This window comes from Olsenella sp. An285 (genome assembly GCF_002159625.1).
Taxonomy (GTDB): Bacteria; Actinomycetota; Coriobacteriia; order Coriobacteriales; family Atopobiaceae; genus Thermophilibacter; species Thermophilibacter avicola.
This window is the reverse complement of sequence record NZ_NFIZ01000006.1, coordinates 1-23,466: the sequence shown is the minus strand read 5'-3', so window position 1 is coordinate 23,466 and position 23,466 is coordinate 1. Positions and strand designations below refer to the sequence as shown.

At 67.4% G+C, this 23,466-nt stretch carries 20 protein-coding genes and 5 tRNA genes; 4 read left to right on the top strand and 21 right to left on the bottom strand.

What is annotated here, in order from left to right; translation table 11 throughout:
- Nucleotides 1-2: 2 nt before the first annotated feature.
- The 13 genes from tuf to B5F79_RS05235 all read right to left on the bottom strand — a co-directional run bounded on the left by tuf (nucleotide 3) and on the right by B5F79_RS05235 (nucleotide 11,497).
- Nucleotides 3-1,208, bottom strand: coding sequence for an elongation factor Tu (gene tuf, locus B5F79_RS05295; protein ID WP_087218429.1), 1,206 nt, complete (start codon nucleotides 1,206-1,208; stop codon nucleotides 3-5).
- Nucleotides 1,209-1,300: 92 nt separating this feature from the next.
- Nucleotides 1,301-1,377, bottom strand: a tRNA-Met gene (locus tag B5F79_RS05290).
- A 28-nt stretch (nucleotides 1,378-1,405) separates the two neighbouring features.
- Nucleotides 1,406-1,481, bottom strand: a tRNA-Thr gene (locus B5F79_RS05285).
- 3 nt (nucleotides 1,482-1,484) lie between these two features.
- A tRNA-Tyr gene (locus B5F79_RS05280) sits at nucleotides 1,485-1,568 on the bottom strand.
- Nucleotides 1,569-1,773: 205 nt separating this feature from the next.
- Nucleotides 1,774-1,848: transfer RNA gene (locus B5F79_RS05275), tRNA-Thr, on the bottom strand.
- 79 nt (nucleotides 1,849-1,927) lie between these two features.
- On the bottom strand, nucleotides 1,928-2,464 hold the full coding sequence (locus B5F79_RS05270; RefSeq protein ID WP_087218790.1) for an NYN domain-containing protein: 537 nt from the start codon (nucleotides 2,462-2,464) through the stop codon (nucleotides 1,928-1,930).
- Nucleotides 2,457-3,368 carry a 23S rRNA (guanosine(2251)-2'-O)-methyltransferase RlmB gene (gene rlmB, locus B5F79_RS05265; protein ID WP_087218426.1) on the bottom strand — a complete coding sequence of 304 codons (912 nt, stop codon included), beginning with the start codon at nucleotides 3,366-3,368 and terminating at the stop codon, nucleotides 2,457-2,459. Before rlmB ends, B5F79_RS05270 begins: the two co-directional genes overlap by 8 nt.
- Before the next feature lie 45 nt (nucleotides 3,369-3,413).
- Nucleotides 3,414-4,670 (bottom strand): ATP-binding protein, encoded by a 1,257-nt coding sequence (locus B5F79_RS05260; RefSeq protein WP_087218423.1) that lies wholly within the window; start codon nucleotides 4,668-4,670, stop codon nucleotides 3,414-3,416.
- 122 nt (nucleotides 4,671-4,792) lie between these two features.
- On the bottom strand, nucleotides 4,793-6,271 hold the full coding sequence (gene cysS / locus B5F79_RS05255) for a cysteine--tRNA ligase (RefSeq protein WP_087218420.1): 1,479 nt from the start codon (nucleotides 6,269-6,271) through the stop codon (nucleotides 4,793-4,795).
- 84 nt (nucleotides 6,272-6,355) lie between these two features.
- Nucleotides 6,356-6,835, bottom strand: coding sequence for a 2-C-methyl-D-erythritol 2,4-cyclodiphosphate synthase (gene ispF / locus B5F79_RS05250; protein WP_087218417.1), 480 nt, complete (start codon nucleotides 6,833-6,835; stop codon nucleotides 6,356-6,358).
- Between the two features lie 123 nt (nucleotides 6,836-6,958).
- Nucleotides 6,959-7,723 carry a 2-C-methyl-D-erythritol 4-phosphate cytidylyltransferase gene (gene ispD / locus B5F79_RS05245; RefSeq protein WP_087218414.1) on the bottom strand — a complete coding sequence of 255 codons (765 nt, stop codon included), beginning with the start codon at nucleotides 7,721-7,723 and terminating at the stop codon, nucleotides 6,959-6,961.
- On the bottom strand, nucleotides 7,723-8,802 hold the full coding sequence (gene disA, locus B5F79_RS05240; RefSeq protein WP_087218411.1) for a DNA integrity scanning diadenylate cyclase DisA: 1,080 nt from the start codon (nucleotides 8,800-8,802) through the stop codon (nucleotides 7,723-7,725). The genes ispD and disA overlap by 1 nt, the downstream gene beginning before the upstream one ends.
- 112 nt (nucleotides 8,803-8,914) lie before the next feature.
- A complete protein-coding gene (locus tag B5F79_RS05235; protein WP_087218408.1) occupies nucleotides 8,915-11,497 on the bottom strand; it encodes an ATP-dependent Clp protease ATP-binding subunit in 2,583 nt (860 codons plus the stop codon).
- 508 nt (nucleotides 11,498-12,005) lie between these two features.
- On the opposite strand from B5F79_RS05235, the gene B5F79_RS05230 reads away from it, so the two are divergent.
- A complete protein-coding gene (locus tag B5F79_RS05230; protein ID WP_087218405.1) occupies nucleotides 12,006-13,109 on the top strand; it encodes a hypothetical protein in 1,104 nt (367 codons plus the stop codon).
- 304 nt (nucleotides 13,110-13,413) lie between these two features.
- Here the strand turns inward: B5F79_RS05230 and lysS are convergent, their stop codons facing one another.
- The 3 genes from lysS to tatA form a co-directional block, all read right to left on the bottom strand.
- Nucleotides 13,414-15,642, bottom strand: coding sequence for a lysine--tRNA ligase (gene lysS, locus B5F79_RS05225; protein WP_087218402.1), 2,229 nt, complete (start codon nucleotides 15,640-15,642; stop codon nucleotides 13,414-13,416).
- Between the two features lie 89 nt (nucleotides 15,643-15,731).
- A complete protein-coding gene (gene greA, locus B5F79_RS05220) occupies nucleotides 15,732-16,211 on the bottom strand; it encodes a transcription elongation factor GreA (RefSeq protein ID WP_087218399.1) in 480 nt (159 codons plus the stop codon).
- A gap of 41 nt (nucleotides 16,212-16,252) precedes the next feature.
- Nucleotides 16,253-16,579, bottom strand: coding sequence for a twin-arginine translocase TatA/TatE family subunit (gene tatA / locus B5F79_RS05215; RefSeq protein WP_087218396.1), 327 nt, complete (start codon nucleotides 16,577-16,579; stop codon nucleotides 16,253-16,255).
- A 159-nt stretch (nucleotides 16,580-16,738) separates the two neighbouring features.
- Between tatA and B5F79_RS05210 the strand changes: the two genes are divergently transcribed.
- Entirely contained in the window at nucleotides 16,739-17,587 is an 849-nt protein-coding gene (locus B5F79_RS05210; protein ID WP_087218393.1) for a spermidine synthase, read from the top strand.
- A 71-nt stretch (nucleotides 17,588-17,658) separates the two neighbouring features.
- Entirely contained in the window at nucleotides 17,659-18,504 is an 846-nt protein-coding gene (locus B5F79_RS05205; RefSeq protein ID WP_087218390.1) for an HAD family hydrolase, read from the top strand.
- Nucleotides 18,505-18,867: 363 nt separating this feature from the next.
- Here B5F79_RS05205 and B5F79_RS05200 read toward each other — a convergent pair.
- From B5F79_RS05200 to B5F79_RS05190, 3 genes are all read right to left on the bottom strand, one after another.
- Nucleotides 18,868-18,944 (bottom strand) — tRNA-Pro (locus B5F79_RS05200).
- Between the two features lie 15 nt (nucleotides 18,945-18,959).
- Nucleotides 18,960-19,838 (bottom strand): 4-(cytidine 5'-diphospho)-2-C-methyl-D-erythritol kinase, encoded by an 879-nt coding sequence (locus B5F79_RS05195; protein WP_087218387.1) that lies wholly within the window; start codon nucleotides 19,836-19,838, stop codon nucleotides 18,960-18,962.
- A gap of 9 nt (nucleotides 19,839-19,847) precedes the next feature.
- On the bottom strand, nucleotides 19,848-20,144 hold the full coding sequence (locus B5F79_RS05190; RefSeq protein WP_087218384.1) for a Veg family protein: 297 nt from the start codon (nucleotides 20,142-20,144) through the stop codon (nucleotides 19,848-19,850).
- A gap of 235 nt (nucleotides 20,145-20,379) precedes the next feature.
- Here B5F79_RS05190 and B5F79_RS05185 point away from each other — a divergent pair, with 235 nt between their 5' ends.
- Complete coding sequence (locus B5F79_RS05185; protein WP_087218381.1) at nucleotides 20,380-21,453, top strand: M24 family metallopeptidase; 1,074 nt, start codon at nucleotides 20,380-20,382, stop codon at nucleotides 21,451-21,453.
- A gap of 181 nt (nucleotides 21,454-21,634) precedes the next feature.
- On the opposite strand, the gene nagB is transcribed toward B5F79_RS05185, so the two are convergent.
- Both nagB and rdgB read right to left on the bottom strand, forming a co-directional pair.
- A complete protein-coding gene (gene nagB / locus B5F79_RS05180) occupies nucleotides 21,635-22,369 on the bottom strand; it encodes a glucosamine-6-phosphate deaminase (protein WP_087218378.1) in 735 nt (244 codons plus the stop codon).
- Nucleotides 22,370-22,756: 387 nt separating this feature from the next.
- Nucleotides 22,757-23,380 carry an RdgB/HAM1 family non-canonical purine NTP pyrophosphatase gene (rdgB, locus tag B5F79_RS05175; RefSeq protein WP_087218375.1) on the bottom strand — a complete coding sequence of 208 codons (624 nt, stop codon included), beginning with the start codon at nucleotides 23,378-23,380 and terminating at the stop codon, nucleotides 22,757-22,759.
- Nucleotides 23,381-23,466: the final 86 nt, after the last annotated feature.

Sequence of the window (23,466 nt, the reverse complement as noted above, 5' to 3'; positions counted from 1 at the left end):
AGTTAGTCGAGAATCGAGGAGACACGGCCGTCGCCGACGGTGTGGCCACCCTCGCGGATAGCGAACTTGAGGCCCTGCTCCATAGCGATCGGGTGGATGAGCTCGCAGGTGACGGTGATGTGGTCGCCAGGCATAGCCATCTCAACCTTGGTGCCGTTGGCATCGGTGAGCTCGGAGATGTCACCGGTGACGTCGGTGGTGCGGAAGTAGAACTGCGGACGGTAGCCGGCGAAGAACGGGGTGTGACGGCCACCCTCCTCCTTGGTGAGGACGTAGATCTCACCGGTGAACTTCTGGTGCGGCTGGACGGAGCCGGGCTTGCAGATGACCTGGCCGCGCTCGATGTCCTCGCGCTTGATGCCGCGGAGCAGGATGCCGACGTTGTCGCCAGCCTCGCAGAAGTCCATGGTCTTGCGGAACATCTCGATGCCGGTGGCGACGGAGGTCTGCTTCTCGCGGATGCCGACGATCTCGACGGGGTCGTTGAGCTTGAGCTCGCCGCGCTCGACACGGCCGGTAGCGACGGTGCCGCGGCCGGAGATGGTCATGACGTCCTCGATGGCCATCAGGAACGGCTTGTCGTTGTCACGCGGCGGGGTCGGGATGTAGGAGTCGACAGCGTGCATGAGCTCGACGATGGAGTCGACCCACTTCTGCTCGCCGTTGAGGGCGCCGAGGGCGGAGCCACGGATAATCGGCAGGTCGTCGCCGGGGAAGTCGTACTCGGTCAGGAGGTCGCGGGTCTCCATCTCGACGAGGTCGATGAGCTCCTCGTCGTCAACCATGTCGCACTTGTTGAGGAAGACGATGATGTAGGGAACGCCGACCTGACGGGCGAGAAGGATGTGCTCGCGGGTCTGGGCCATGGGGCCGTCGGTGGCGGCGATGACGAGGATGGCGCCGTCCATCTGAGCCGCACCGGAGATCATGTTCTTGATGTAGTCAGCGTGGCCCGGGCAGTCGACGTGAGCGTAGTGGCGCTCCCAGGTCTCGTACTCGATGTGGGCAACGTTGATGGTGATGCCGCGCTGACGCTCCTCGGGAGCCTTGTCGATGTTCTCGAAGGCGGTGTAGTCAGCCTTGCAGCCGTCGGTCTCGGAGAGGACCTTGGTGATGGCCGCGGTCGTGGTGGTCTTGCCGTGGTCGACGTGACCAATGGTACCGATGTTTACGTGGGGCTTGGAACGATCGAACTTCTCCTTGGCCATTGCCATCCTCCTTCTGGAACCGACCTTTTGGCCTTCCCAATGTACTTGCTTCGTTCTTATGCCAAGCGGCGCCGAAGCGCCGCCAAGAACTCTGGTACCGGTGACTGGACTCGAACCAGTGACATCGCGGGTATGAGCCGCGTGCTCTAACCAACTGAGCTACACCGGCATGGTGCCTTGCGACCGAAAAGGGAAAATGGAGCCCGCGACCGGATTTGAACCGGTGACCTCTTCGTTACCAACGAAGTGCTCTACCGACTGAGCTACACGGGCGAATGGTGGGGATGCTTGGACTCGAACCAAGGAACCCAGAGGGAGCGGATTTACAGTCCGCCGCAGTTGCCGCTGTGCCACATCCCCATTCCGTTTTCAGCCACCCGCGAGGCGCTTTCTCCCTCGCAAGCGGGGAATAATTTACGACGATGCAAATCTCTTGTCAATCTATACCCCGCTGCCGGGCGTATCTATACACACGAGTTGCACACATGCGCAGGTCAGACAAGGTGTTCGCTGTTCGAAAGAAGCGAGGCCGCGGCGCGGGCGCGCTACGGCCTCGAAAAAAATCTGGAGCCGGTAGAGGGAGTCGAACCCCCAACCCACGGTTTACAAAACCGTTGCTCTGCCATTGAGCCATACCGGCGCGCACATACATGATAGCGGATACCGGACGGGACGGGGGGACGGGGGGTTGTCACCGCTCCGTCCCCCCGTCCCATGCGTCAGCCGCGAAGGATCTTCCAGAGCTTCTCGCGCGCAGCGGGGTCGATCCTGTCCTCGAGGCGCATGTGCTGCGTCTGACGCGCCTCGTTCTCGCGGCTGTACTCCGTGGCGAGGGCGTTCACGTCTGCCACGAGCACGTCGCTCGAGACGCGCGTGACGGGCACGCCGCCCACCGTGGCGCGGATCGTCCTGTCGGACGTCACCACGGTCACTGCCTGCGGCGCGAGGCGCGCCTCCGTCACCAGGCGCTCAATCACCGTGTCCGCGGACTCGCCGGCCGGCGAGAAGACCATCCGGACGCCGGCCTTGGAGAGGTTCGGCCGCTCGGGCGACAGGTTGCCGGCGGCGTCGAAGACGATCACGGGCTCGTAGCGCCCCTTCGCGTAGGCGGCCACGTCCGCCACGAGCAAGTCGCGCGCCTGCTCGAAGGGGTCCCCGTCCGAGGTCTCGTCCATGCGGGCGAGGTAGCGGGCGGACTTGTAGATCACGTTGTAGCCGTCCACGACGAGAAGCTCGCGCGGCGCGGGGCTAGGCATCGGCATCCGCCCCGCACTCCACGCGCCTCAGCCACTCGTAGCAGAGCACGGTCGTGGCCTGCGCGACGTTGAGGGACTCCACGCGCCCGCGCTGGGGCAGGCGGCACGCGAAGTCGCACTTCTCTGCCACGAGGCGCGAGATGCCCTCGCCCTCGGAGCCCATGACGAGCGCCAGACGGCCGCCCATGGGGGCGTGCCAGACGTCCTGCTCGGCGTGCTCCGTGGCGGCGCAGGCCCAGAAGCCGGCCGCCTTGAGCTCCTCGATCGCGCGCGCGAGGTTGGGGACCTGCGCGATGGGCAGGTGCATGACGGCGCCAGCGGAGGTCTTGTACGCGCCCACGCCCACGGAGGCTGCGCGCGCCTTGGCCACCACCACGCCCGCGGCGCCCACGACCTCGGCCGTGCGCACGATGGCGCCGAAGTTGCCCTGGTCGGTCACGTGGTCGAGCACCACCACGAGGGCGTCGCCCTCCCCCGCCGCCGCAATCACGTCGGAGAGCTCGGCGTACTGGAAGGGGCGCGTGCGCACGACGACTCCCTGATGGGCGCCGTGGCTCGAAAGGGAGTCGAGGCGGGAGCGCGGCACGCGCTCCACCGGCACGCCCGCCTCCTCCAGACGGGCGGCGATGCGCTCCAGCGCCTGGTCGCGCTCGCCCGAGCGCTCCTGAACGAGCGCGCTTCTCAGCGGCATTCCGCAGGCGAGCGCCTCCTCGACGGCCCTGCGGCCCTCAATGAGGTCCGTTCGGTCCCTCGGCTCGCGGCGCGCAGCGCCCTGACGAGGCGCGGGCGGACGGTTCTTCTCGCCCCGCGCTCGATTGCCCGCGGACGGACGGACGGGCCGCGCCCCCTTGCCCTTGCCGCCGCGGACGTCGCGGCCCGGCGTGCGTGACTGATTCTTTGCCATGAGACTCCCTCTGTTGACTCGCTCGGCCAGTATACCGAGCTCGCGTTACGAAACGCGACGATACTTCAGGCCCCTGCCCGTGCCGCTTGTCTCCACAAGCCCAAGAGAGATCAGCTGCTTAAGGATTCCCGTAAGCTTTGACCTGCTAAAGCTCACATGCCGGTCCAGCTCCCCGGCAGGCATGAGGCGCGCGGGACCAAGCAGGTCGTACACCAGCTGCTGGTCCTCGGTCAGGCCTCTGTCCTCCTTTAGGAGGGGGAGAACGACCACTATCGAATTCTCCGAAATGACGAACTCGGGTTTTGTCACGCTATGCTCAAACGCCTCTCTGATCCGGATGACTCCCGTGCCAAACGCCTCGATGATGTTGAGGCGATAGAACACGTTGGCCAGGATGGGGTTGCGCATGGCAGAGACCCTGCCGGAGAGATATTCCTCTTCGGACATGCCCGCTGGAAGACCCCCCGGGGACGAGACCTCGACGCGATCGGGATACATTGATACCCGCACCCGCGCCGCAACGTCCCAGGTTCTGTGGACAACGGCGTTTGCAAGAGCCTCGCGAAAGGCGCTGACCGGTATGGTCTCCACCGTGGTTCGGTGGACGTCCTTCACCAGCTCATAGCAATACGCGTCCCTAAAGAGCCGGACCGCGTCGTCAAACTCAGCGAGCACCGATGCCCCTTCATACGTGGCGCGCTTGAGTATCATGCTGATGCTCTCGCCAAAGCGCGCGACATCGATTCCAGGAAACGAGCTGTTGTCGGCCAGGATTGCCGCAGCATTGTTATAGCTGCCCGTAGGCGAGAGCAAGTCCAGCGTCTTGAGGGTGTCGGAGTCGAACTTCTCGAGCCCCAGCTCGTCTCGCAAGGCCGCCCCGAGACACGTGAACGTAAGGTCCTGATTATCCGCCGGAAGCTGCTCGAAGCGTAGGTTGCTGCCGGCGAGTGCAAGGCGCATGAGCTCGACACGATCGACCTCGACCGTCGCGCTGTCCGCACGCTTGAAAGCCTTTGCGCGATAGAGGTAGGGGGTCGCCATGCCCGGCATGACCTTGAGCTCGACGGTCGAGGTGGACTCACGCACGCTGAGCGTAAACTCCGGAACGGGCGAGATCGAGTCGTTGATGCGATTCTCGATATCGAGGCATGCTCCCACGGGGTCTCGCAGACCCACCGTCGCCCCGTCGTCAGCGACGCCGAAATAGACCGTACCGCCACCATAGTTTGCAAATGCAGAGACAGTCTTAAGAAACGAGTTGCTTACGGACTCCTTGAACTCAACCGTCTTGGACTCGCGCATGCGGCTCCCCTTGGTTTCATCGCGGTTTTTCTCCTAGTATACGCAAAAAAGTACGAGCAAAAATTTGCTCGTACTTTTTTGCGCGAATTAAAGAGAAGGTGGCATGCGCGTACGTCGGCACCCTACTCCTTGCGGTGCAGGCGCGCGCCGGAGGCGGTGTCCTCGACCACGAGGCCGAGCGCGGTGATGCCGTCGCGGATGGCGTCCGCCGTGGCCCACATCTTCTGGGCGCGAGCCTCCTGCCGGGCGGCGAGAAGCGCCCCGGCGGCCTCGGCGGCGGAGTCGCCCTCGTAGCCGGCGTGCTCGCGCGCGAGGTCAACAAGCTCCGCGGGGAGGTCGTCTGCCTGCGAGGTGCGCGGGAGCTCTATGCCCATGACGCCGGCGAGCTCGCAGAGCATGTCCGCCGCGCGCAGGCACACCGCGGTGGAGGTGTCGTCCGCGGCGCCCGCGAGGTAGGTGTTGGCCTCCGTCACGAGCGAGAAGATCGCGGCGAGGCCGCCGGCGGTGTTGAAGTCGTCGTCCATCTGGCGGCAGAACTCGGCGCGCGCCTCGTCGATCTTGCGCCCGAGCGCGCGATCGAGCTCGTTGAGCTCGCCGTCCTGCGGGGCGCGGTCGGCGGACCAGCGCAGGTTGCGGACGCAGGTCTGCAGGCGCTCGAGCGTGCCCGCCACGCCCTCCAGGCGCTCGAAGGAGAAGTCGAGCGGGGCGCGGTAGTGGGTCTGCAGCATGAGCAGGCGCACCGCATCCGCCGGGTACTTGTCGAGCACCTCCTTGAGCGTGTAGAAGTTGCCCAGGCTCTTGGACATCTTCTCGCCGTCCACGCGGAGCATGCCGGTGTGCATCCAGGTCTTTGCGAGGGCGCTGTCCCAGGCGCACATGGCCTGGGCGGTCTCGTTCTCGTGGTGCGGGAAGATGAGGTCGGCGCCGCCGCCGTGGATGTCGATGGGGGTGCCCAGGTAGCGGTGGATCATGGCGCAGCACTCGGTGTGCCAGCCGGGACGGCCGTCGCCCCAGGGGCTGGGCCAGCTGGGCTCGCCGGGCTTCGCGGCCTTCCAGAGGGCAAAGTCAAAGGGGTCGCGCTTCTCGTCGTTGACCTCCACGCGCTCGCCGGCGCGCATCTGGTCGAGGTCGCGGCCAGAGAGGACGCCGTAGCTGTGGTCGGAGCGCACGGAGAAGTAGACGTCGCCCGAGGGCACGGGGTAGGCGTGCCCGCGCTCGATGAGTAGGGAGATCATCTCCTGCATGGCCTCGATCTCGCGTGTGGCGCGCGGGCGGATGTCCGGGTCCATCACGCCAAAGCGGTGCATCTGCTCGATGAAGGCGGCGGAGCACTCCTCGGCAACCTCGGCGGCCGTCTTGCCCTCCTCGTTGGCGCGGTTGATGATCTTGTCGTCCACGTCCGTGAGGTTTTGGGCAAACGTGACCTGGTAGCCCTTGTACATGAGGTAGCGGCGAATCACGTCAAACGCGAGGAACGTCCGCGCGTTGCCAATGTGGATCTGGTCGTAGACGGTGGGGCCGCAGACGTACATGCGGATCTTGCCCTCCTCCAGGGGGACGAGCTCCTCCTTCTTGTGCGTCTGGCTGTTGTAGACGAGCATGGGTGCTCCTTGATGGTTGGCTGTCTTGCGTTGGACCAGTATAGCGCCGGAGGGCGACAAGAACCTCCCGCCGCGGCTCCTCCGCTACTCGATGCGCTCGAGAAGGGCCACGGCCCAGGCGGCGATGCCCTCCTCGCGGCCCACGAAGCCCAGACGCTCCGTGGTGGTGGCCTTCACGCCCACCGCGTCTGTCGGAACGCCCAGCGCCGCGGCCATGTTGGCGCGCATCTGATCGCGGTAGGGCGCGAGCTTGGGCGCCTGGGCGGCGACGGTGCAGTCCGCGTCCGCGACGCGCCAGCCCCGCTCGCGCGCGAGCTCGGCCACGCGGCGCATGAGCACGAGCGAGTCTGCCCCCTCGTAGGCGGGGTCGTCGTCGGGGAAGAGCCTGCCGATGTCGCCCTCGCGCAGGGCGCCCAGAACGGCGTCCATGAGGGCATGCGCGAGCACGTCCGCGTCCGAGTGGCCGGCCAGGCCGCGCTCACACGGCACGGTAACGCCGCCCAGTATCAGCCTGCGCCCCTCCGCGAACGCGTGCACGTCAAACCCATGTCCGATCCGAAGCATGTGCGGGACCTCCCGTGACGAGTCGTAGCGGCAGGCCGGGGCGCGCAAGGCCCGCCGCGAGTTCTTGCCGAGCGTCCTTCTCGGCAAGCTGTCCGAGCGCCGGGCCTTGCGCGCCCCGGCCGGTCAGCTCAGCAGACGCCGCTCGAGGGCCGCCTCGGCGATGGCCAGGTCCTCTGGCAGCGTCACCTTGATGTTGTCGCGCGTACCCTCGACCACCACCACGCGCCCCCCCATGCGCTCGACGAGCGAGGCGTCGTCGGTTCCCTCGTACTCGTCGCGGGCGGCCGCCTTGTGCGCCGCCAGCAGGACGCGCCGGCGAAACGCCTGCGGGGTCTGCGCGGACCAGTAGAACGAGCGGTCCGGCGTGGCGATGATCGTGTTGCCCTCCACGAGCTTGAGCGTGTCCACCGTGCGGGCCGCGAGGATGGCACCGGCCACCTGCTCGTCCACGCGGACGGCGGCAAGGACGCGCTCTATCTGCTCGGGCTCGACCAGGGGGCGGGCGGCGTCGTGGATCGCCACGAGCGCGAGGTCGCGCGGCGCGGCGGAGAGCCCCGAGAGGACCGAGGCCTGCCGCGTGGCGCCGGAGGGCGCCAGGGAGACGGGTTTGCTCAGGGCGATTCTGGAGAGCACGTCCTTCTCGACCTCCGCCACGCGGTCCTGTGCGCACACCACGACGATGCGCGCCACCGAGGGCGCCCGGTCAAAGGCCGCAAGGGACCAGCACATGAGCGGGAGGCCGCAGAGCTCGACGAACTGCTTGCCGCGTGGGTCCCCAAAGCGCTCGCCCGTGCCGCCGGCAACGATGACGGCGCAGGTGTCCGGCTCCTCCCCGGCAAAGCCGAGGCGCTCGGCACACGCGCAGGGGCAGGGGGCCGGGGCGCCCATCACTCGCCCTTGCCCCACATGCGGTGCAGGCTGTTGGCGAGCACGCCGGGGTTCTTGACGCCGATCTCGCCCAGGCGCGACGGGTCGTCGTCCACCGCCTCGAGCACCTCCTGGAGCGAGCCGTACTCGTCCACGATCTTGTCGGCCATACCCTCGCGGACGACGGACACGCGGGAGAGCGTGCGCAGGCCGAGCGGGGTCATGATGGCGTCCTCGCCGCGCCCGTCCGTGAAGCCAAGGAGCTTGGCCACGAGGCGGGCGGAGCGGAGCTGGGAGTTCACGGTGTCGTGCAGGCGCTTGCGAATGGCGCGGGCGGCGTCCTCGGAGGAGTCCACCGCGTAGTCGCGAATCATGAGGGTATAGGCCTCGTCCATGCCCGCGAGGTACTCCTCGCGCTGCATGCGGGTAACCTTGCCCTCGCTGCCCAGCTGCACGACGCAGCCGTCCAGCTCCTCGCCGGCGCTGAGAAGAACCTCGAAGAGGTAGAAGATGTCGGTGACGTCGCCGAGCGTGACCACGTTGTCCAGCTCGAGACTCGTGAGGCGCAGGAGGCTGCGGTCGAGCTGGTTGCGCGTGTTCTGCATGGCAACGGTGAGCTGGTTGACCGTGGAGAGCAGGCTGCTCACGCTCTTGAGCTCGTAGCCCTTGCCGTCGACGTAGACGTGGACCACCGAGCGCCTCGAGGAGACGGCGATGACCGTGGCCTTGGTGAGCAGGCTCATGCGTGCCGCGGTGCGGTGGCGCGTGCCCGTCTCGGAGGTGGGAAGCGACGGGTCGGGATTGAGGTGGTAGTTGGCGCGCAGGATCTTGGTGAGGTCGCGGTCCACCACCACGGCGCCGTCCATCTTGCAGAGCTCGAAGAGGCGGTTGGCAGTGAACGAGACGTCCAGGCGGAAGCCGTCGTCGCCCGCGGCGAGCACGTTCTCCGTGTCGCCCACGCAGATGAGCGCCCCGAGGTGCCCGGCGAGGATCATGTCGAGCGCAAGGCGCATGGGGGTGCCGGGAGCGGTGTTTCTGATGGCGGCCTCGAAGCGCTGCTCGCGCTCGGCGACGCCGTTTTCCAGCTGGGAAGCATCCATGTGCGGCCCTCCGTAGGCAGGCTGGCCCCAAGGGGCGGGCGACTCTTGTCAAAAGTATATCGTGCGTGACAGGGGGACGGAGCGGTGACAAGCCCCCGTCCCCCTGTCACGGTTACGCTCCGGAGGTGAGCATGCCGCCCGCGCCGGACGCGCCCGAGGAGGGCTCGGGGAGCGAGGCGAGGTCGGGGCTCATGAGGTGCTCGCGGCGCCGCGGAGCGGGAATCTCGCCCGTGGCGTGCTCGAACACGAGCGCACCGTCCTTCTCGTCCACGCGAATGATCTCGCCCCTGTGCCACATGCCCTGCAGCAGCTCCTCGGAGAGCGGGTCCTCGATGAGCGTCTGGATGGCGCGGCGCAGCGGGCGAGCACCGTAGACCGGGTCCGCCCCCTCCTTGGCCACGAGGTCGCGCGCCGCGTCCGTGAGCTCGATGGACATGCCCTGCGCGATGAGGCGCTCGCGAAGGTCCGCCACCATGAGCTCCACGATGCCGCGCAGCTGCTCGGGGGTGAGGGACTTGAAGACCACGACCTCGTCCACGCGGTTGAGGAACTCCGGGCGGAAGTGCTTCTTGAGCTCGGACATCACGCGGCTCGTGATCTCCTTGTCCGAGAGGCCGGAGGCGCCCTGGGCGGAGAAGCCCATCGTGGTGGTCTGGGCGATGTCGCGCGCACCGATGTTGGACGTCATGATGATCACGGTGTTGGAGAAGTCCACGTGACGGCCCTGGCCGTCCGTGAGGCGACCCTCCTCCAGAATCTGGAGAAGAACGTTGAAGACGTCGGGGTGGGCCTTCTCGACCTCGTCGAAGAGCACGACGGAGTACGGGCGACGCCGGACGGCCTTGGTGAGCTCGCCGCCCTCGTCATAGCCCACGTAGCCGGGAGGCGCGCCCACGAGCTTGGAGACCGTGTGCTTCTCCATGAACTCGGACATGTCAAAGGAGATGAGCGCCTCCTCGGACCCAAAGAGGAACTCGGCGAGCGCCTTGGCGAGCTCGGTCTTTCCCACGCCCGAGGGGCCGAGGAAGATGAACGAGCCGCCGGGGCGGCGCGGATCCTTGAGGGGCGAGCGGCTGCGGCGGATGGCCTTGGCCACCTTGGTCACGGCCTCGTCCTGGCCAACGACGCGCTGGTGAAGCACGTCCTCGCAGCGCAGGAGCTTGGAGGCCTCGGCCTCGGTGAGGCTGGAGACCGGCACGCCCGTCATGGAGGAGACCACGTCGGCGATGTCCTCCTCGTCAACCGTGACCACGTTGGCGGCGAGCTCCTCGCGCCACTTGGCCTCGAGCTCGTCGCGACGGGCCACGAGCGCCTTCTCCTCGTCGCGCAGGCGGGCCGCCTCCTCGAACTCCTGGGCCGCGGCGGCGGACGCCTTCTCCTCGCGCACGCGGGCGAGATCGGCGTCGGTCTGGGCGATCTCGGGCGGGAGCGCCATCTTGTGGACGCGCGTGCGGGCGCCGGCCTCGTCAAGGACGTCGATTGCCTTGTCCGGCAGGAAGCGGTCCTGGACGTAGCGGCTCGAGAGCGTGACGGCGGCCTGGATCGCCGCGTCGGTGTAGCTGACGTGGTGGTGCTTCTCGTAGCGGTCCTTCAGGCCCTCGATAATCTTGATGGTGTCCTCCGGGGAGGGCTCGCCGATGTTGACGGGCTGGAACCGGCGCTCGAAGGCGGAGTCCTTCTCCACGTGCTTGCGGAACTCCTCCGCCGTGGTGGCGCCGATGACCTGAATCTCGCCGCGCGAGAGGGGCGGCTTCAGGATGGAGGCTGCGTCGATGGAGCCCTCTGCCGAGCCCGCGCCGATGACGGTGTGGATCTCGTCGATGAAGAGGATGTCGTCCTTGGACTCCTCAAGCTCGCGGACGACCTTCTTCATGCGCTCCTCGAACTCGCCGCGGTACTTGGAGCCCGCGACGAGGCTCGCGAGGTCGAGCGTCCAGATCTGCTTGCCGCGCAGGATGTCGGGCACGTTGCCGGAGGCGATGAGCTGGGCGAGGCCCTCCACGATGGCAGTCTTGCCCACGCCCGGATCTCCCAGGATGAGCGGGTTGTTCTTCTGGCGGCGCGCCAGGACCTGCATGACGCGCTCGATCTCTCGGTCGCGGCCGATCACCGGGTCGAGCCTGCCGTCGGCAGCGAGCTTGGTGAGGTTGCGGCCGTACTGCTCGAGCACCGAGCCCTCCTCGCCGCCCTGCTGCGGACCGGGGCCGAAGCCCGCCATGCGGACGTCAGCCGTGGCGGGCTGCGCGCCCTCGGAGGGCTGCTTGGCCATGAGCTCGTTCACGGCGTTGCGGACGGCGTCGGCCGAGACGCCCATCTGGCGCAGGGCGTCCATCGCGCGGCCGTTGCCCTCGGAGACGATGCCCAGGAGCAGGTGCTCGGTGGAGATGTAGGTCTGCCCGTGCGTCATCGTCTCGCGATAGGCGCCCTCCAGCACGCGCTTGGCGCGCGGCGTGAAGGGGATGTGGCCGCCGGGGACGGGCTCGGTCTCGCTGGGCGTGAGGTCGCGCACGGTTGTCAGCGCCTCATCATAGGAGATGTCGAGCTTCTCGAGCGCCTGGGCGGCGATGCCCTCCCCCTCCCTGATGAGCGCGAGGAGCAGGTGCTCCGTGCCCACGTACATCTGGCCGAGGCTGCGGGCCTCGTCCTGGGCGAGGCTCATGACCTTGCGCGCCTTGTCGGTAAACTTCTCAAACATTGAGGTCGTCCTCTCGCGATAGTTTCACAGCTATAGTTTGTACCCACACGCCACCGCACGCAAACAGCCGCCCGCACTTCTCGTTAACGGGCGAGAAGAACCCCGCACTTCTCGGCGTCTCCCGACGCCTTGCCCGCACTTCTCGCCGCCCCCCGCAGGTGCGGCCCGCGCCGCACCCCTCGGCCGCACCCCCGCACGTCTGGCGGGTGACCGCCAGCACTCCCGGCCGAACGGCGGCGAAACCGCCCGCACCTGCGGCCCGCACTCATGAGTGCGGGCCGGAGCACTCCGAAGACGAGAGCGACCTGTGAAGATTTCGCACCCGAAGGCGCCCCGGCACAAAACCTCTCCCGGCCAGCACACTTCGTTCGCGTACCCGCTGCCCGCCTCGTTCCCCTCGCTCGCGCACTCGCAGCCAGCATCCGGCAGGCGTAGTGCGCGCTAGGGGCAAGTTTCCTGCAAGCGCCCACTGCTAGGCTCGGACAACACCACTGGGAAGGAGGCTCGCATGGACGTTTTTCTTGCAGGCAGCGACTCGCTCAAGCTTACGCGTATAGCGAGGCGTGATTCCGAGCTCGCGCTCATCCCCGCCGGGGACGCTCACAAGCATGCGCACTCCTCCCCCGTGGACCTAACGGCACTGAGAATCGCCCTTCCCCAAGAGATGAGCACCTTCTCCCCCACCGAGCCACTCGGCCTCACGTTCTTCTCCCGTGGAACGCGATGCACTGCCAGATGCATCTCGTCCCGAGCGCTCCTGACCAACCTTCCCACAAACGCGTTCTTCGAGGTGGTTCACGCAGACGGAAGCCCCTGGCTCTATGCCGGAGATCCCGGGCTTCGGCTCTTTGTCGAGTCTCCTGGCCTGAACCTCGTCCGAATGGAGCAGCTGCTCAAGACGCTTGTCCAGAGGGGCTCGCTCACCCCAAACGCTGCCTTCTTCAAGCTGCTCACCTTTCCCATGGAGGCATGCGGCTCCTACGTCAGAGACCCCGTCGACCCCGCGCACGGGCCGTGTGCCTTCGAGCTCCCTCCCATCGCCAAACCCGAGGAGATCACTGCGCTGCTCTCCAACATGGCTGGAATAAAAGGGCTCAAGCGAGCGCGCCTCGCCGCCTCGTACGCACAGAGCGGGGCGGGGTCGCCAGAGGAGACGCTCCTCTCATTTGCGTTCAAGCTGCCAGCGGACCTCGGAGGAATCGAGACGCCGCCCTTTCTGGAGAACGAGCCGATCGAGTGGCCGGAAGAGGCGCGCGACCTCGTGGAGCACAAGCAGATGCGACCGGACTTCAACTGGCCGGGATACCTGACGGCAAGCGAGTACAACGGCAAGGAGCACGTGAGCGAAAAGAACTTCGAGGAGGACCAGAGGCGCATCCGAGACTATCAGAGCTGCAACATCTCGGTCTTTCCCGCGAGCTACAAGAACGTGAGGACCGTACACGCGCTCAACGGCTACCTCGCCCGCGTGGCGCACTCCCTCGCCCGGACCGCTGGTCCCGAGTTCGAAGCTCGTGTGCGCGCCACCATCTTGGACGAAGGTTCGACGCACATGCGAAACGTTCTTCTCAGCCAGATGCTACCCGCAGTTCCCAGCGAGAAGCCCGGATAGTAGACGCTCCGCACGTCAGCACGCCTCTCCACCAAGTCGGCGCACTCCTCGGCCATATGGCGCACTTCTCGCCAATAGAGGGGAGATGGCCCGCACTCATGAGTGCGGGCCGCAGGTGCGGGCGGTTTCGCCGCCGTTCGGCCGGGAGTGCTGGCGGTCACCCGCCGGACGTGCGGGGGTGCGGCCGAGGGGTGCGGCGCGGGCCGCACCTGCGGAGGGCGGCGAGAAGTGCGGGCGGGCTCCGCGCGGACGCCGAGAAGTGCGGCCGCCCCGTCCGAAGGCGTCGAACGGGGCGGCGGAGGGGCTACTTGCCGAAGGTATCGCGGTCCGGCGCGATAGCCTTCATGGCGTCGATGGTACGCGAGAAGAGCTCGTCGAGCTCCATGCCGCAGAGCTCGGCGCCCTTGCGGATGACGTCGCGGTTGCAGCCCGCGGCGAAGCGCTTGTCCTTGAACTTCTTCTTGAGCGACTTCACCTCGAAGTCCATGACGGACTTGCTCGGGCGCATGATCACCGCCGCTCCGATGAGGCCCGTGAGCTCGTCGACGGCAAAGAGGACCTTCTCCATGGGCAGCTCGGGCGCGGGAAGCTCCGGGTTGTTCATGGAGTTGTGGGACTGGATCGCGCGCACCAGGGCCCCGGAGCCGCCCGCTGCGCGGATGAGCTCGCCGGCGTAGGTGGTGTGGCCCACGGGGTCGTCCAGGTGCTCCTCCCAGTCGAGGTCGTGCAGGATGCCCACGACTTCCCAGAAGTCGGCGTTCTCGGGGTCCTCCTGGAGCGCGAACTGGCGCATCACGCCACCCACGGTCTCGCCGTGCTCGAGGTGGAACTCCTCCTTGTTGTGCTCTGCGAGAAGCGCGAGTGCCTCGTCGCGGGAGATTCCGGCGGAAAGCGCCGCCGGGGCCTCGGCCGCCGCGACGCTGACCTTCTCGGAGTCCTCGGCGATGGCGTCCACGGAGGCTGCCGCGTTGTCGGTCACGACACCGGCGACCTGCGCCTCGATGTCCGCGCGCGTGATGGTCTCGGGCTTCATGGCCGGGAAGAGCAGGACGTCGCGGATGGCCGGCTGGTCGCAGAAGAGCATGACCATGCGGTCGATGCCGTAGCCGATGCCGCCCGCCGGCGGCATGCCGTACTCGAGGGCGCGCACGTAGTCGTAGTCGTAGCCCATGGCCTCGTCGTCGCCCATGCCCTTGGCGGCCACCTGCTCGGCAAAGCGGCCGGCCTGGTCCACGGGGTCGTTGAGCTCGGAGAAGGCGTTGGCGTACTCGTGGCCGGCGATGACCAGCTCAAAGCGGTCGGTGAGGCGCGGGTCCTCGGCCTTGCGCTTGGAGAGCGGCGAGACCTCCTCGGGATAGTCGCAGACGAAGGTGGGGTTCACGATGGTCTTCTCGCCCAGCTCGTCGTAGAGCTCAAAGAGGAGCTTGCCGGCGCCCCAGTTGGGCTGGGGCTCGATGCCGTTCTTCTCGCAGAGCTCGCGCAGGTGCTCGATGGGGGTGTCCATCGTGAGCTCCTCGCCCACGCACTCGGATGCGATCTCGGAGAGCGGGCGGGAGGCCCAGGTGCCCGACATGTCGATCTTCTGGCCCTGGAAGGTGATGGCCTCGTGCCCCTCCTCGCAGCCGCAGACCTCGCGCGCGATGGCCTTGAACAGGCCCTCGGAGAGCCGCTTCATGCCCTCGAGGTCGGAGTAGGCGCAGTAGGCCTCCATCGAGGTGAACTCAGGGTTGTGCGTGAGGTCCATGCCCTCGTTCCTGAACTGGCGACCGATCTCAAAGACGCGCTCCATGCCGCCCACGATGAGGCGCTTGAGCGGAAGCTCGGTAGCGATGCGAAGGTAGAAGTCGCGGTCGAGCGCGTTGAAGTGCGTCACGAAGGGCTTGGCGTTGGCGCCGCCGAGGATGGCGTGCATCATCGGCGTCTCGACCTCCATGTAGCCCTGGGCCTCCATGAAGCGGCGAATGAGGGAGATGATCTGGCTGCGCTTGCGGAAGACGTCGCGGACCTCGGGGTTCATGATGAGGTCAACGTAGCGCTGGCGATAGCGGACCTCGCGGTCCGTGAGGCCGTGGAACTTCTCCGGCAGCGGGCGCAGGGACTTGGAGAGCACGGTGAGGCTCGTGGGCGAGACGGAGAGCTGACCACGGCGCGTGCGCAGGACGGTGCCCGTGGCGCCCAGGATGTCGCCGAGGTCGAGGTTGGCAAGGAGCGCCCAGCCCTCGTCGCCCAGGACGTCGTGGCGGCAGAAGAGCTGGATGGAGCCGGAGACGTCCTCGAGCACGATGAAGCAGGCCTTGCCCTGCTTGCGAAGGGCGCGGATGCGCCCGGCGACGCTCACCACGTCCTGGGTGTCAGCGCCGTCCTCGAGCTCCGCGTACTGGGCCTCCAGCTCGGCGGCGTGCGCCGTGACCTCGGACGCGATGGGATACGGGTTCACGCCCGCGTCAATGAGCGCCTGACGGCGCGCGCGGCGCATCGTGCGCTCGTCGGTTGCGGCGGAGCCGGCGGCGCCGGCGATGGTCTCCTGGGCCATTCTCTTCTCCTCACGTATCACAATGCGCCCCGCACCTGCGACGCTGCAGACACGGGGCGCTACGATTCACTCTCGCAGGAAGCGCGTAGCTAGCGGCTGATGGCCGTGACGGTGTACTTCCTGGTCTTGCCGGACGGCGCGACGACCTCGATCTCGTCGCCCTCGCGGTGGCCGACAAGGGCGGCGCCCACGGGGGACTCGTTGGAGATCTTGTGCTCGAGCGAGTTGGTCTCGGTGGTGCCCACGATGGTGAACGTGGACTTCTTGCCGTGCTCGTCCTCGAGCTCCACGGTGGTGCCGATGGAGACGGTGAGGTCGTGGGAGGACCCGGCCTCGACGACGGTGGCGATCGAGAGAATCTGGCGAATCTCGTTCACGCGGGCGGCGTTGCGCGCCTCCTCCTCCTTGGCGGCGTCGTACTCCGAGTTCTCGGAGAGGTCGCCGAAGCCGCGCGCCTCCTTGATGCGCTCGACGATCTCGTCGTGCTTCTCGCCCTCGCGGTACGCGAGCTCCTCGACGAGCTTGGCGCGACCCTCGGCGGTGAGCTCGATCTTCTTGGAGTTGTCCATGTGCTGCTCCCTCTCTCTGCTATGCCCTGGCGTGCTCGTGCCTAGTTGAGCTTCGCGCCGCACTTGGAGCAGAAGCCGGCATCGGCGTCGTTCTTGGCGCCGCACTTGGAGCAGAAGACGGAGTCGTCGGAGGCGTTCTCGGGAAGGTCGGCGTCATCGTCGTCCTCGATGACCTCGACGGCGTCGTCGTGGGACTCGACGGGGCCCTCGGACTTCTCGTCCTCCTTGCCCTCCTCCATGCCCTCGCGGACGTTCTTCACGGTCTTGCCGAGGGCGGAGCCGATCTTGGGCAGGTTCTTGGGCCCAAAGATGACAAGAACAACGACGAGGATGATGACGAGCTCAAGCGGGCCCAGGCCAAGAATCATGATGAAGTGTCCTTCCGGTGCGATGTGTCTCGTGGGCGCACAGGCCCAATACAGCATCAGCTAGTATAGCCGACGTTGCGCGCTACTCACAATCTCTAAACGCGAGAAATGCCAACGCGGGCGGGCGGCCACCCGGACCCGCAACCAGGAGGAGGCACCTTGAGAGAGCTCGTCATCGCGCTGGTTGTCCTGACGGTGGTCTGCACCCTGGTGCTGGCCGCGCTCCCCTGGATCCTGCGCCGTCGCGGCGTGGACATGCTGCGCACCAAGTTTGGCCTCACCCTGGTCTTTGACTCCGCGGACGCGGACGGCACGCCCGTGCGCCTGCTCAACGTCAACGGGACGTTCCAGTCTGTGAGCTACGTGCCCGAGGGCCTGCGCTTCGAGCTCGCGTGCGTCTACCACCGCGAGATGGCCCAGGTGATCGAGAGTCTCGTACGCGCTCGCGGGGCGTCTCGCGGGGACCCGCTGCGCGTGATGGTGATGGGCGGGGGCGGCTACTCCCTGCCCAAGTACCTCGCGGCGTACGTTCCCGAGGTCCGCGCGGACGTGGTGGAGGTGGACCCCGCCATCACGCGCATCGCGCGCGAGCGCTTCTTCCTGGACGAGTGCCTCGAGAGGACAGGGGCCGAGAAGGACGGGCGGCTCCGTCTGGTAAACGACGATGCCTGGGCGTTCCTGCGCGCCGCCGCCGAGCCCTACGACGTAATCGTGAACGACGCCTTCTCCGGAAAGCGGCCGCTGGGACCGCTGGAGACGGGCGAGGGCGCGCGCGTGATCCGCGAGCACCTTGCCCCGGGAGGCGTCTACCTGGCCAACGTGCGCTGCGCGTGCGCCGGGCGCGGGGCGCGGCCGCTCCGCGAGGTGGAGGAGGCCTTTGGCGGCGAGTTCGCGCACGTGGCGTACGTCCCCGAGTGGGAGGGCGAGCCCGAGAAGGCGGGCAACAACACCGTGATTGCCACGGATGCCGAGGTCGCGCTCCCCGAGGGCGCTGTCGTGGTGAGGTAGCGTCGCGAATCCTCCCGGGCGCTCTGCGGACTATACTTCCTCCCGTGAGACCCCAACCGGGAGGCGACCCCTTGATCAAGCTCTTTGCCAGCGACCTCGACGGCACGCTCTACAACGCCCTGCACCAGACGGACCGCGGCATCCTGCACAGGGTGCGCCGCACGCTGGGTGCGGGCAGGCACGTTGCCCTGGCAACCGGGCGCTGGTCCGGCTCGGGCGCCGAGCTCGGCTTTGGCGACCTGCCCCTGGAGGTGGTGAGCGGCAACGGCGCCTTTGTCTACGGCGCGGACGGGCACCTCATGCGCAGCGTGGAGATCGACCCCCAGGTGGTCGAGGAGCTGCTCCGCGCGTTTCCCACGTGCTGCTTCGTCTGCGTCTCCGCCGAGGGAACGTTCGTGCGCGGCTCACGCGAGAGCCAGCTGGCGGGATACCTCCCTTCTCCCGGCCTCATGGGCCGCATCGTGGCGTGGCGCTTCCGCCGCAAGGGCCCGAGCGGGGACATGGCCTACGACCAGTCGGTCGCCGACGTCCTGTCCCACCCCATCTGCAAGGTCAACTGCCGCGAGCTGGACCCCGGCGTCAAGGCGGAGATCTCGGCCTTCGTGGCGGAGCGCTCGGACGCCATCGTGAACGCCTCGTTTGACGGTGACCTCTTCGAGCTCACGGAGGCGAGCGTCAACAAGGGCGAGGCCGTGGCGTGGCTGGCGGGAGAGCTGGGCATCTCCGAGAACGAGGTCGCGGTCTACGGGGACGGCGGCAACGACATAGCCATGCTCGAGCGCTTTGACCACGCCTATGCCCCGCAGGGCGCAAGCGACGCGGCCAAGCAGGCGGCGGGCAACGTCATCGGCAGCTGCGCCCTCGGCGCTGTGCCGCGCCACATGCTGGCGACGGTGCGCAGGGAGAGCGCGCTCTAGGCTTGCGACGCCCGACACAGGAGGCGCCGGAGGGAAGGCGCCGGAGGGCGTTGCCATTTTCGCGGCTGGGGCGCGGATTTAGGCAGGCGCGTCGCGAAAAGTCGGGCCAGGGCACGAAGCCGAGGCGCCGCGCGACGCCCGACGCATAAGCGGACGAGAAGAACCGCAGGTCGCGGCTTCGACGTAGCCGTTCTTCTCGCCAGAGGAGCCCGGCGGCGACCCGGCTCCGTGCCCTGGCCGGCAATTTCGCGACGCCGCTGCCAGAATCCGTGCCCCGGCCTCAAAATACGGAACCCCGACAGGTGACTCTTGGCACCCAAACGAAAAAAGGTCAGAGGACGTATCCTCTGACCTGCAAGTTCGTGGTCGGGTTGACTGGATTCGAACCAGCGACCTCTCGGTCCCGAACCGAGCGCTCTACCAAGCTGAGCCACAACCCGTAGCGAGGGAGTATTCTAGCAGACTTTTCTCTCCGAGCCAACAGTTTTTGTGGACCATGCGCGCCAGCCAAACTCCTGCGCGCGGCGGGCAAGCTCGTCTGCCGTCGCCACGCTCTCGCAGATGGCAAAGGAGCACGTGCCCGAGCCCGTGACCTGCGCCGCAAGCACCCCCGGCTGCGCGCGCAGCCAGGTCTCCACGATCTCGATCTCCGGGCAGAGGGCGCGGGCGGCGGGGCCGAGGTTGTTGTGCAGGCGCGCCGCAACGGCGGCAACGTCGCGGGCGGCAAGGGCCGCGCAGATGGGCTCGTAGCTCACGGGCTCAGTGCCCGTGCGGTCGAACTCCGCGTAGGCCTCCACGGTGGAGCCGCCGTCCGCGCGCGGCATCACCAGGGCAAGCGGCACCTCGAGCGCGGGAAAGGTCCGAACGCGCACGTCACCGGCACCAGCAAAGAGCGACGGCCTGGGATCGAGGAAGAAGGCGACGTCCGCGCCCACGCGGCGGGCAACCGCCAGCACGCGCGGGTCGAGCGGGCTCACGCCCCAGAGGTCGGCGAGCGCCCGAAGCGTCGCGCCGGCATCCGCCGAGGAGCCGCCCAGCCCCGCGCGCTCGGGAATCCGTGCGGTCACCTCAACGCGCACGCGCGGCTCTACGCCCAGGGCCTCCGCCAGGAGGGTGGCCGCGCGCCACGCGCCGGTCTTCTCGGCAGGGACCTCGAGCTCGGGGGCAAAGCTCACAGAGAGCTCGGGCGCCTCGGAGACGCTCACGGTGTCAAAGAGCGCCACGGGCACCATCACGGAGTCGACGAGGTGGTAGCCCCGCGCGTCCTTCTGGGCATGGACTCCGAGGTGGAGGTTTACCTTGCAGGGGGTCTCGACGACCCTGGCGCCGAGCATCGCGGGGCGCTACTCGGAAACGGGCTCGACAAAGTCGAAGAGCCGCTCGCCGGACTCGGCGTCGTAGAGCTCCACGGTACCCGTGAGGACGTCCACGTACTGGTACGACTGACGAGAGGTGCGGCCGCGGCGCTCCTCGACCTCCACGACAAAGAGCGAGGGGTGGGCGTGCACCAGCGTGCCGGCGCGCTCCACGATGCGGGAGCGGCCCATGTTGGCCTTGACCCTGAGGCGCTTGCCCTCGAGACGGCCGAGCTCGTCGCGAATCTCATCAACCCGGTTGACGGGCGGAATCTCGTTCTCCATGATGCCTCCGTACGCCACATAGGCGGAATGTGCATAAGTCGGGAATTTCCATCATAGTCCGTCCCAACTCCAACAACAATCGCAATCAACTCTCCCTCACGCCAAGAACACGCCGCACGGTTGCGCAAAAGGGGACGTGCCTGTTTCGTGCAACTTTCTGCACGTTTCAGGCACGTCCCGTTTTGTGCAGGCGGGTGCTACACTGCCCGTGAACATCGCGAGCGAAGGGAGTCCCATGGACGAGAGGCGTCTGGAACGCGTTCGGGAGAACATGGCAAGAAGGGGCATCGAGCAGGCGCTCATCGTGGACCCGCTCTCCATCTGGTGGCTCTGCGGCTACTATACCGAGCCCTACGAGCGCTTCCTCGCGCTCTACGTGCCCGCCGAGGGCGAGCCCACGCTCTTTGCCAACCGCCTCTTCCCCGACGCCTCGGGCTGCGGAGCGCAGGTGGCGAGCTTCTCGGACACGGACGACCCCGTGCCCCTGGTGGCCGGCGTGACGGCGGCAGACCGCCCGCTCGGCGTGGACAAGGAGCTCGCCGCGCGCTGGCTCGTGCCGCTCATGGAGGCGCGCGCCGCCGCGGGCTTCGTGCTCGCGTCAGACGTGGTCGATGACGCGCGCTCCGTCAAGGACGCTCGCGAGCAGGAGCTCATGCGCCGGGCCTCCGCCACGAACGACGCCGCCATGGCCTGGCTCGTGGAGCAGGTGCGCCCCGGCGCGACGGAGCGCGAGATCGCCGACGGGCTTCTTGGCGAGTACCGCCGGCTGGGGGCGGAGGGCCACTCGTTCTCCCCCATCGTGAGCTTTGGCGCCAACGCCGCGGACCCGCACCACGAGCCCGACGACACCGCGTTTGCCCAGGGCGACATGGTCCTCTTTGACGTGGGCTGCAAGCGGGACTGGTACTGCTCCGACATGACGCGCACCTTCTTCACGGCGGAGCCCACCGAGCACCAGCGCAGGGTCTACGAAGCCGTGAGGCGCGCGAACGAGGCTGCCGAGAAGATCGTGCGCCCCGGCGTGACCTTTGCGGAAATCGACCGCGCCGCCCGCAGCGTCATCGAGGAGGCGGGCTGGGGCCCGGCCTTCAACCACCGCCTGGGCCACCAGATCGGCCTCGTGGACCACGAGCCGGGCGACGTCTCCGCCACGCACGACGAGCCGGTGCGCCCCGGCCAGTGCTTCTCCATCGAGCCCGGCATCTACCTGCCCGGCGACATGGGCGTGCGCATCGAGGACCTGGTCATCGTGACCGAGGACGGCTGCGAGGTGCTCAACAGCTACCCCAAGGGACTCACGGTCCTGTAGCGTACGGGCGCGGGCGTCGGAGCCCGCTAGCATGCATTCTGCCCGACGCGCGAGCTGCCAACTGGGCCTATGCGCCCAGGCTCAGGCAGAATGCATGCTACCGGCCAGCACCGCAGGACAAGACGAGGGGCGAGAAGAACGTTCTTCTCGCCCCTCGTGCGTTCGGACAATGTGTGCCGGGCTACTCGGCCGGGCAGAGCGAGAGCGCGGCCTCGTCGGCGACGACCACCACGTTGGGGTGGAGCTGCAGGATGGAGGCCTGGCAGGACGGGGTGATCGGGCCGTAGATCATGTCGTGGACGGCCTGGGCCTTGACCTCGCCGTTGGCCATCACGAGGACCATCTTGGCGGCCATGATGGTGCCGATGCCCATGGTGTAGGCCTGGCGCGGCACGTCGTCGATGCTGTCGAAGAGACGGCTGTTGGCCTGGATGGTGGACTCGGTCAGGTCGACGCAGTGGGTGCCCTTGACGAAGGCGTCGCCGGGCTCGTTGAAGCCGATGTGGCCGTTGTTGCCGATGCCCAGGAGCTGGAGGTCCTGGTAGCCGGCGTCGGCGACGGCCTCGTCGTAGGCGGCGCAGGCGGCCTCGTAGTCGTCGGCCAGGCCGTCGGGCACGTGGGTGTTGGCCTTGTCGATGTTCACGTGATCGAAGAGGTTCACGTTCATGAAGTAGCGATAGCTCTGGTCGTGATCGCCGGGAAGGCCGCGATACTCGTCGAGGTTGTAGGTCTTGACCTGGGAGAAGTCGATGTCGCCGGCCTCATAACCCTCGATGAGGCGCTTGTAGGCGCCGATGGGCGTGGAGCCCGTGGCAAGGCCGAGCACGCAGTCGGGCTTGGCAACGACCTGAGCGGCCATGATGTTGCCAGCCTTGCGGCTCATGTCGTCGTAATCCTTGGCGCGAACGATTCTCATGATGCATCCTTTCCATAGAACGACGAGCTCCCCCGCCCGCCGTGCGGCCCCATCGGCCGCGGCCAATGTGACTGCGACCACCAGGGCGAGGCCGCCAGAAGCTATGAGAAGGACTCGCCGTGTCGAGGCCCCTGCCCGTCCGCGGCGACCCGAGACAAACCGTCCCGGACACCTCTGAATCTTGCCTCATTTCAGCCGTGTTTCGCCGCCCATTCGGGCGAGCGGCGCGAAATCGCCGCGGGCGGGGACGCAGCGGCAGATAGGTATCTGAATTGAGTGACATGTTGACGGGGCAGTCAGCGGCGTCCCAAAAGGGGACAGGGGCAGATTGGGACATCGACCGCATGTCCCAATCTGCCCCTGTCCCCTTTTGGGACGCCCGTCAACCTACAGCTTGGCAGCAAGGTCCTCGAGGGCGTGGAAGCGGTGCGAGATGAGGTTCTTCTCGTCCAGCGTGAGCTCCGCCATGGTCTTGCCCGGGGTCTCGTCCGGCAGGAAGAGCGGGTCGTAGCCAAAGCCGTGCTCGCCGCGGGGAACGCGGCCCACCACGCCCTCGCAGTCGCCGTCGCCGCGCAGGACCTCTTCCCCGCGCACGAGGACCACGCTCGAGTGGAAGCGCGCCGTGCGGGCTCCGTCGGGGACGTCCGCCATCTGCTCCACGAGCTTCTCGTTGTTGGCGGCGTCGTTGCCGTGCTCGCCGGCCCAGCGCGCCGAGAAGATCCCGGGCGCGCCGTCGAGGGCGTCCACGCAGAGGCCGGAGTCATCGGCGACCGCCATGAGAAGGCCCGTCTCTGCCTGCGCGGCACGTGCCTTGATGAGGGCGTTGTCGAAGAACGTCTCCCCGTCCTCCACCGGGTCGGGGAAGTCGCCCAGCTCGCCGAGGGCCACAAAGCGAACGCCCGGCATGACCGGAGAGAGAATCGCCTCGATCTCCACCACCTTGTGGGCGTTGCCCGTTGCCACGACCACCGTGGCCGCGGGGTCCAGCGTCTTGATGTCAACCTGTGCCATGCTTCTCCCCTCGTGGAAGTTGCATAAAGCGGGACGTGCCTGAAACGTGCAACTTTCTGCATGTTTCAGGCACGTCCCGCTTTATG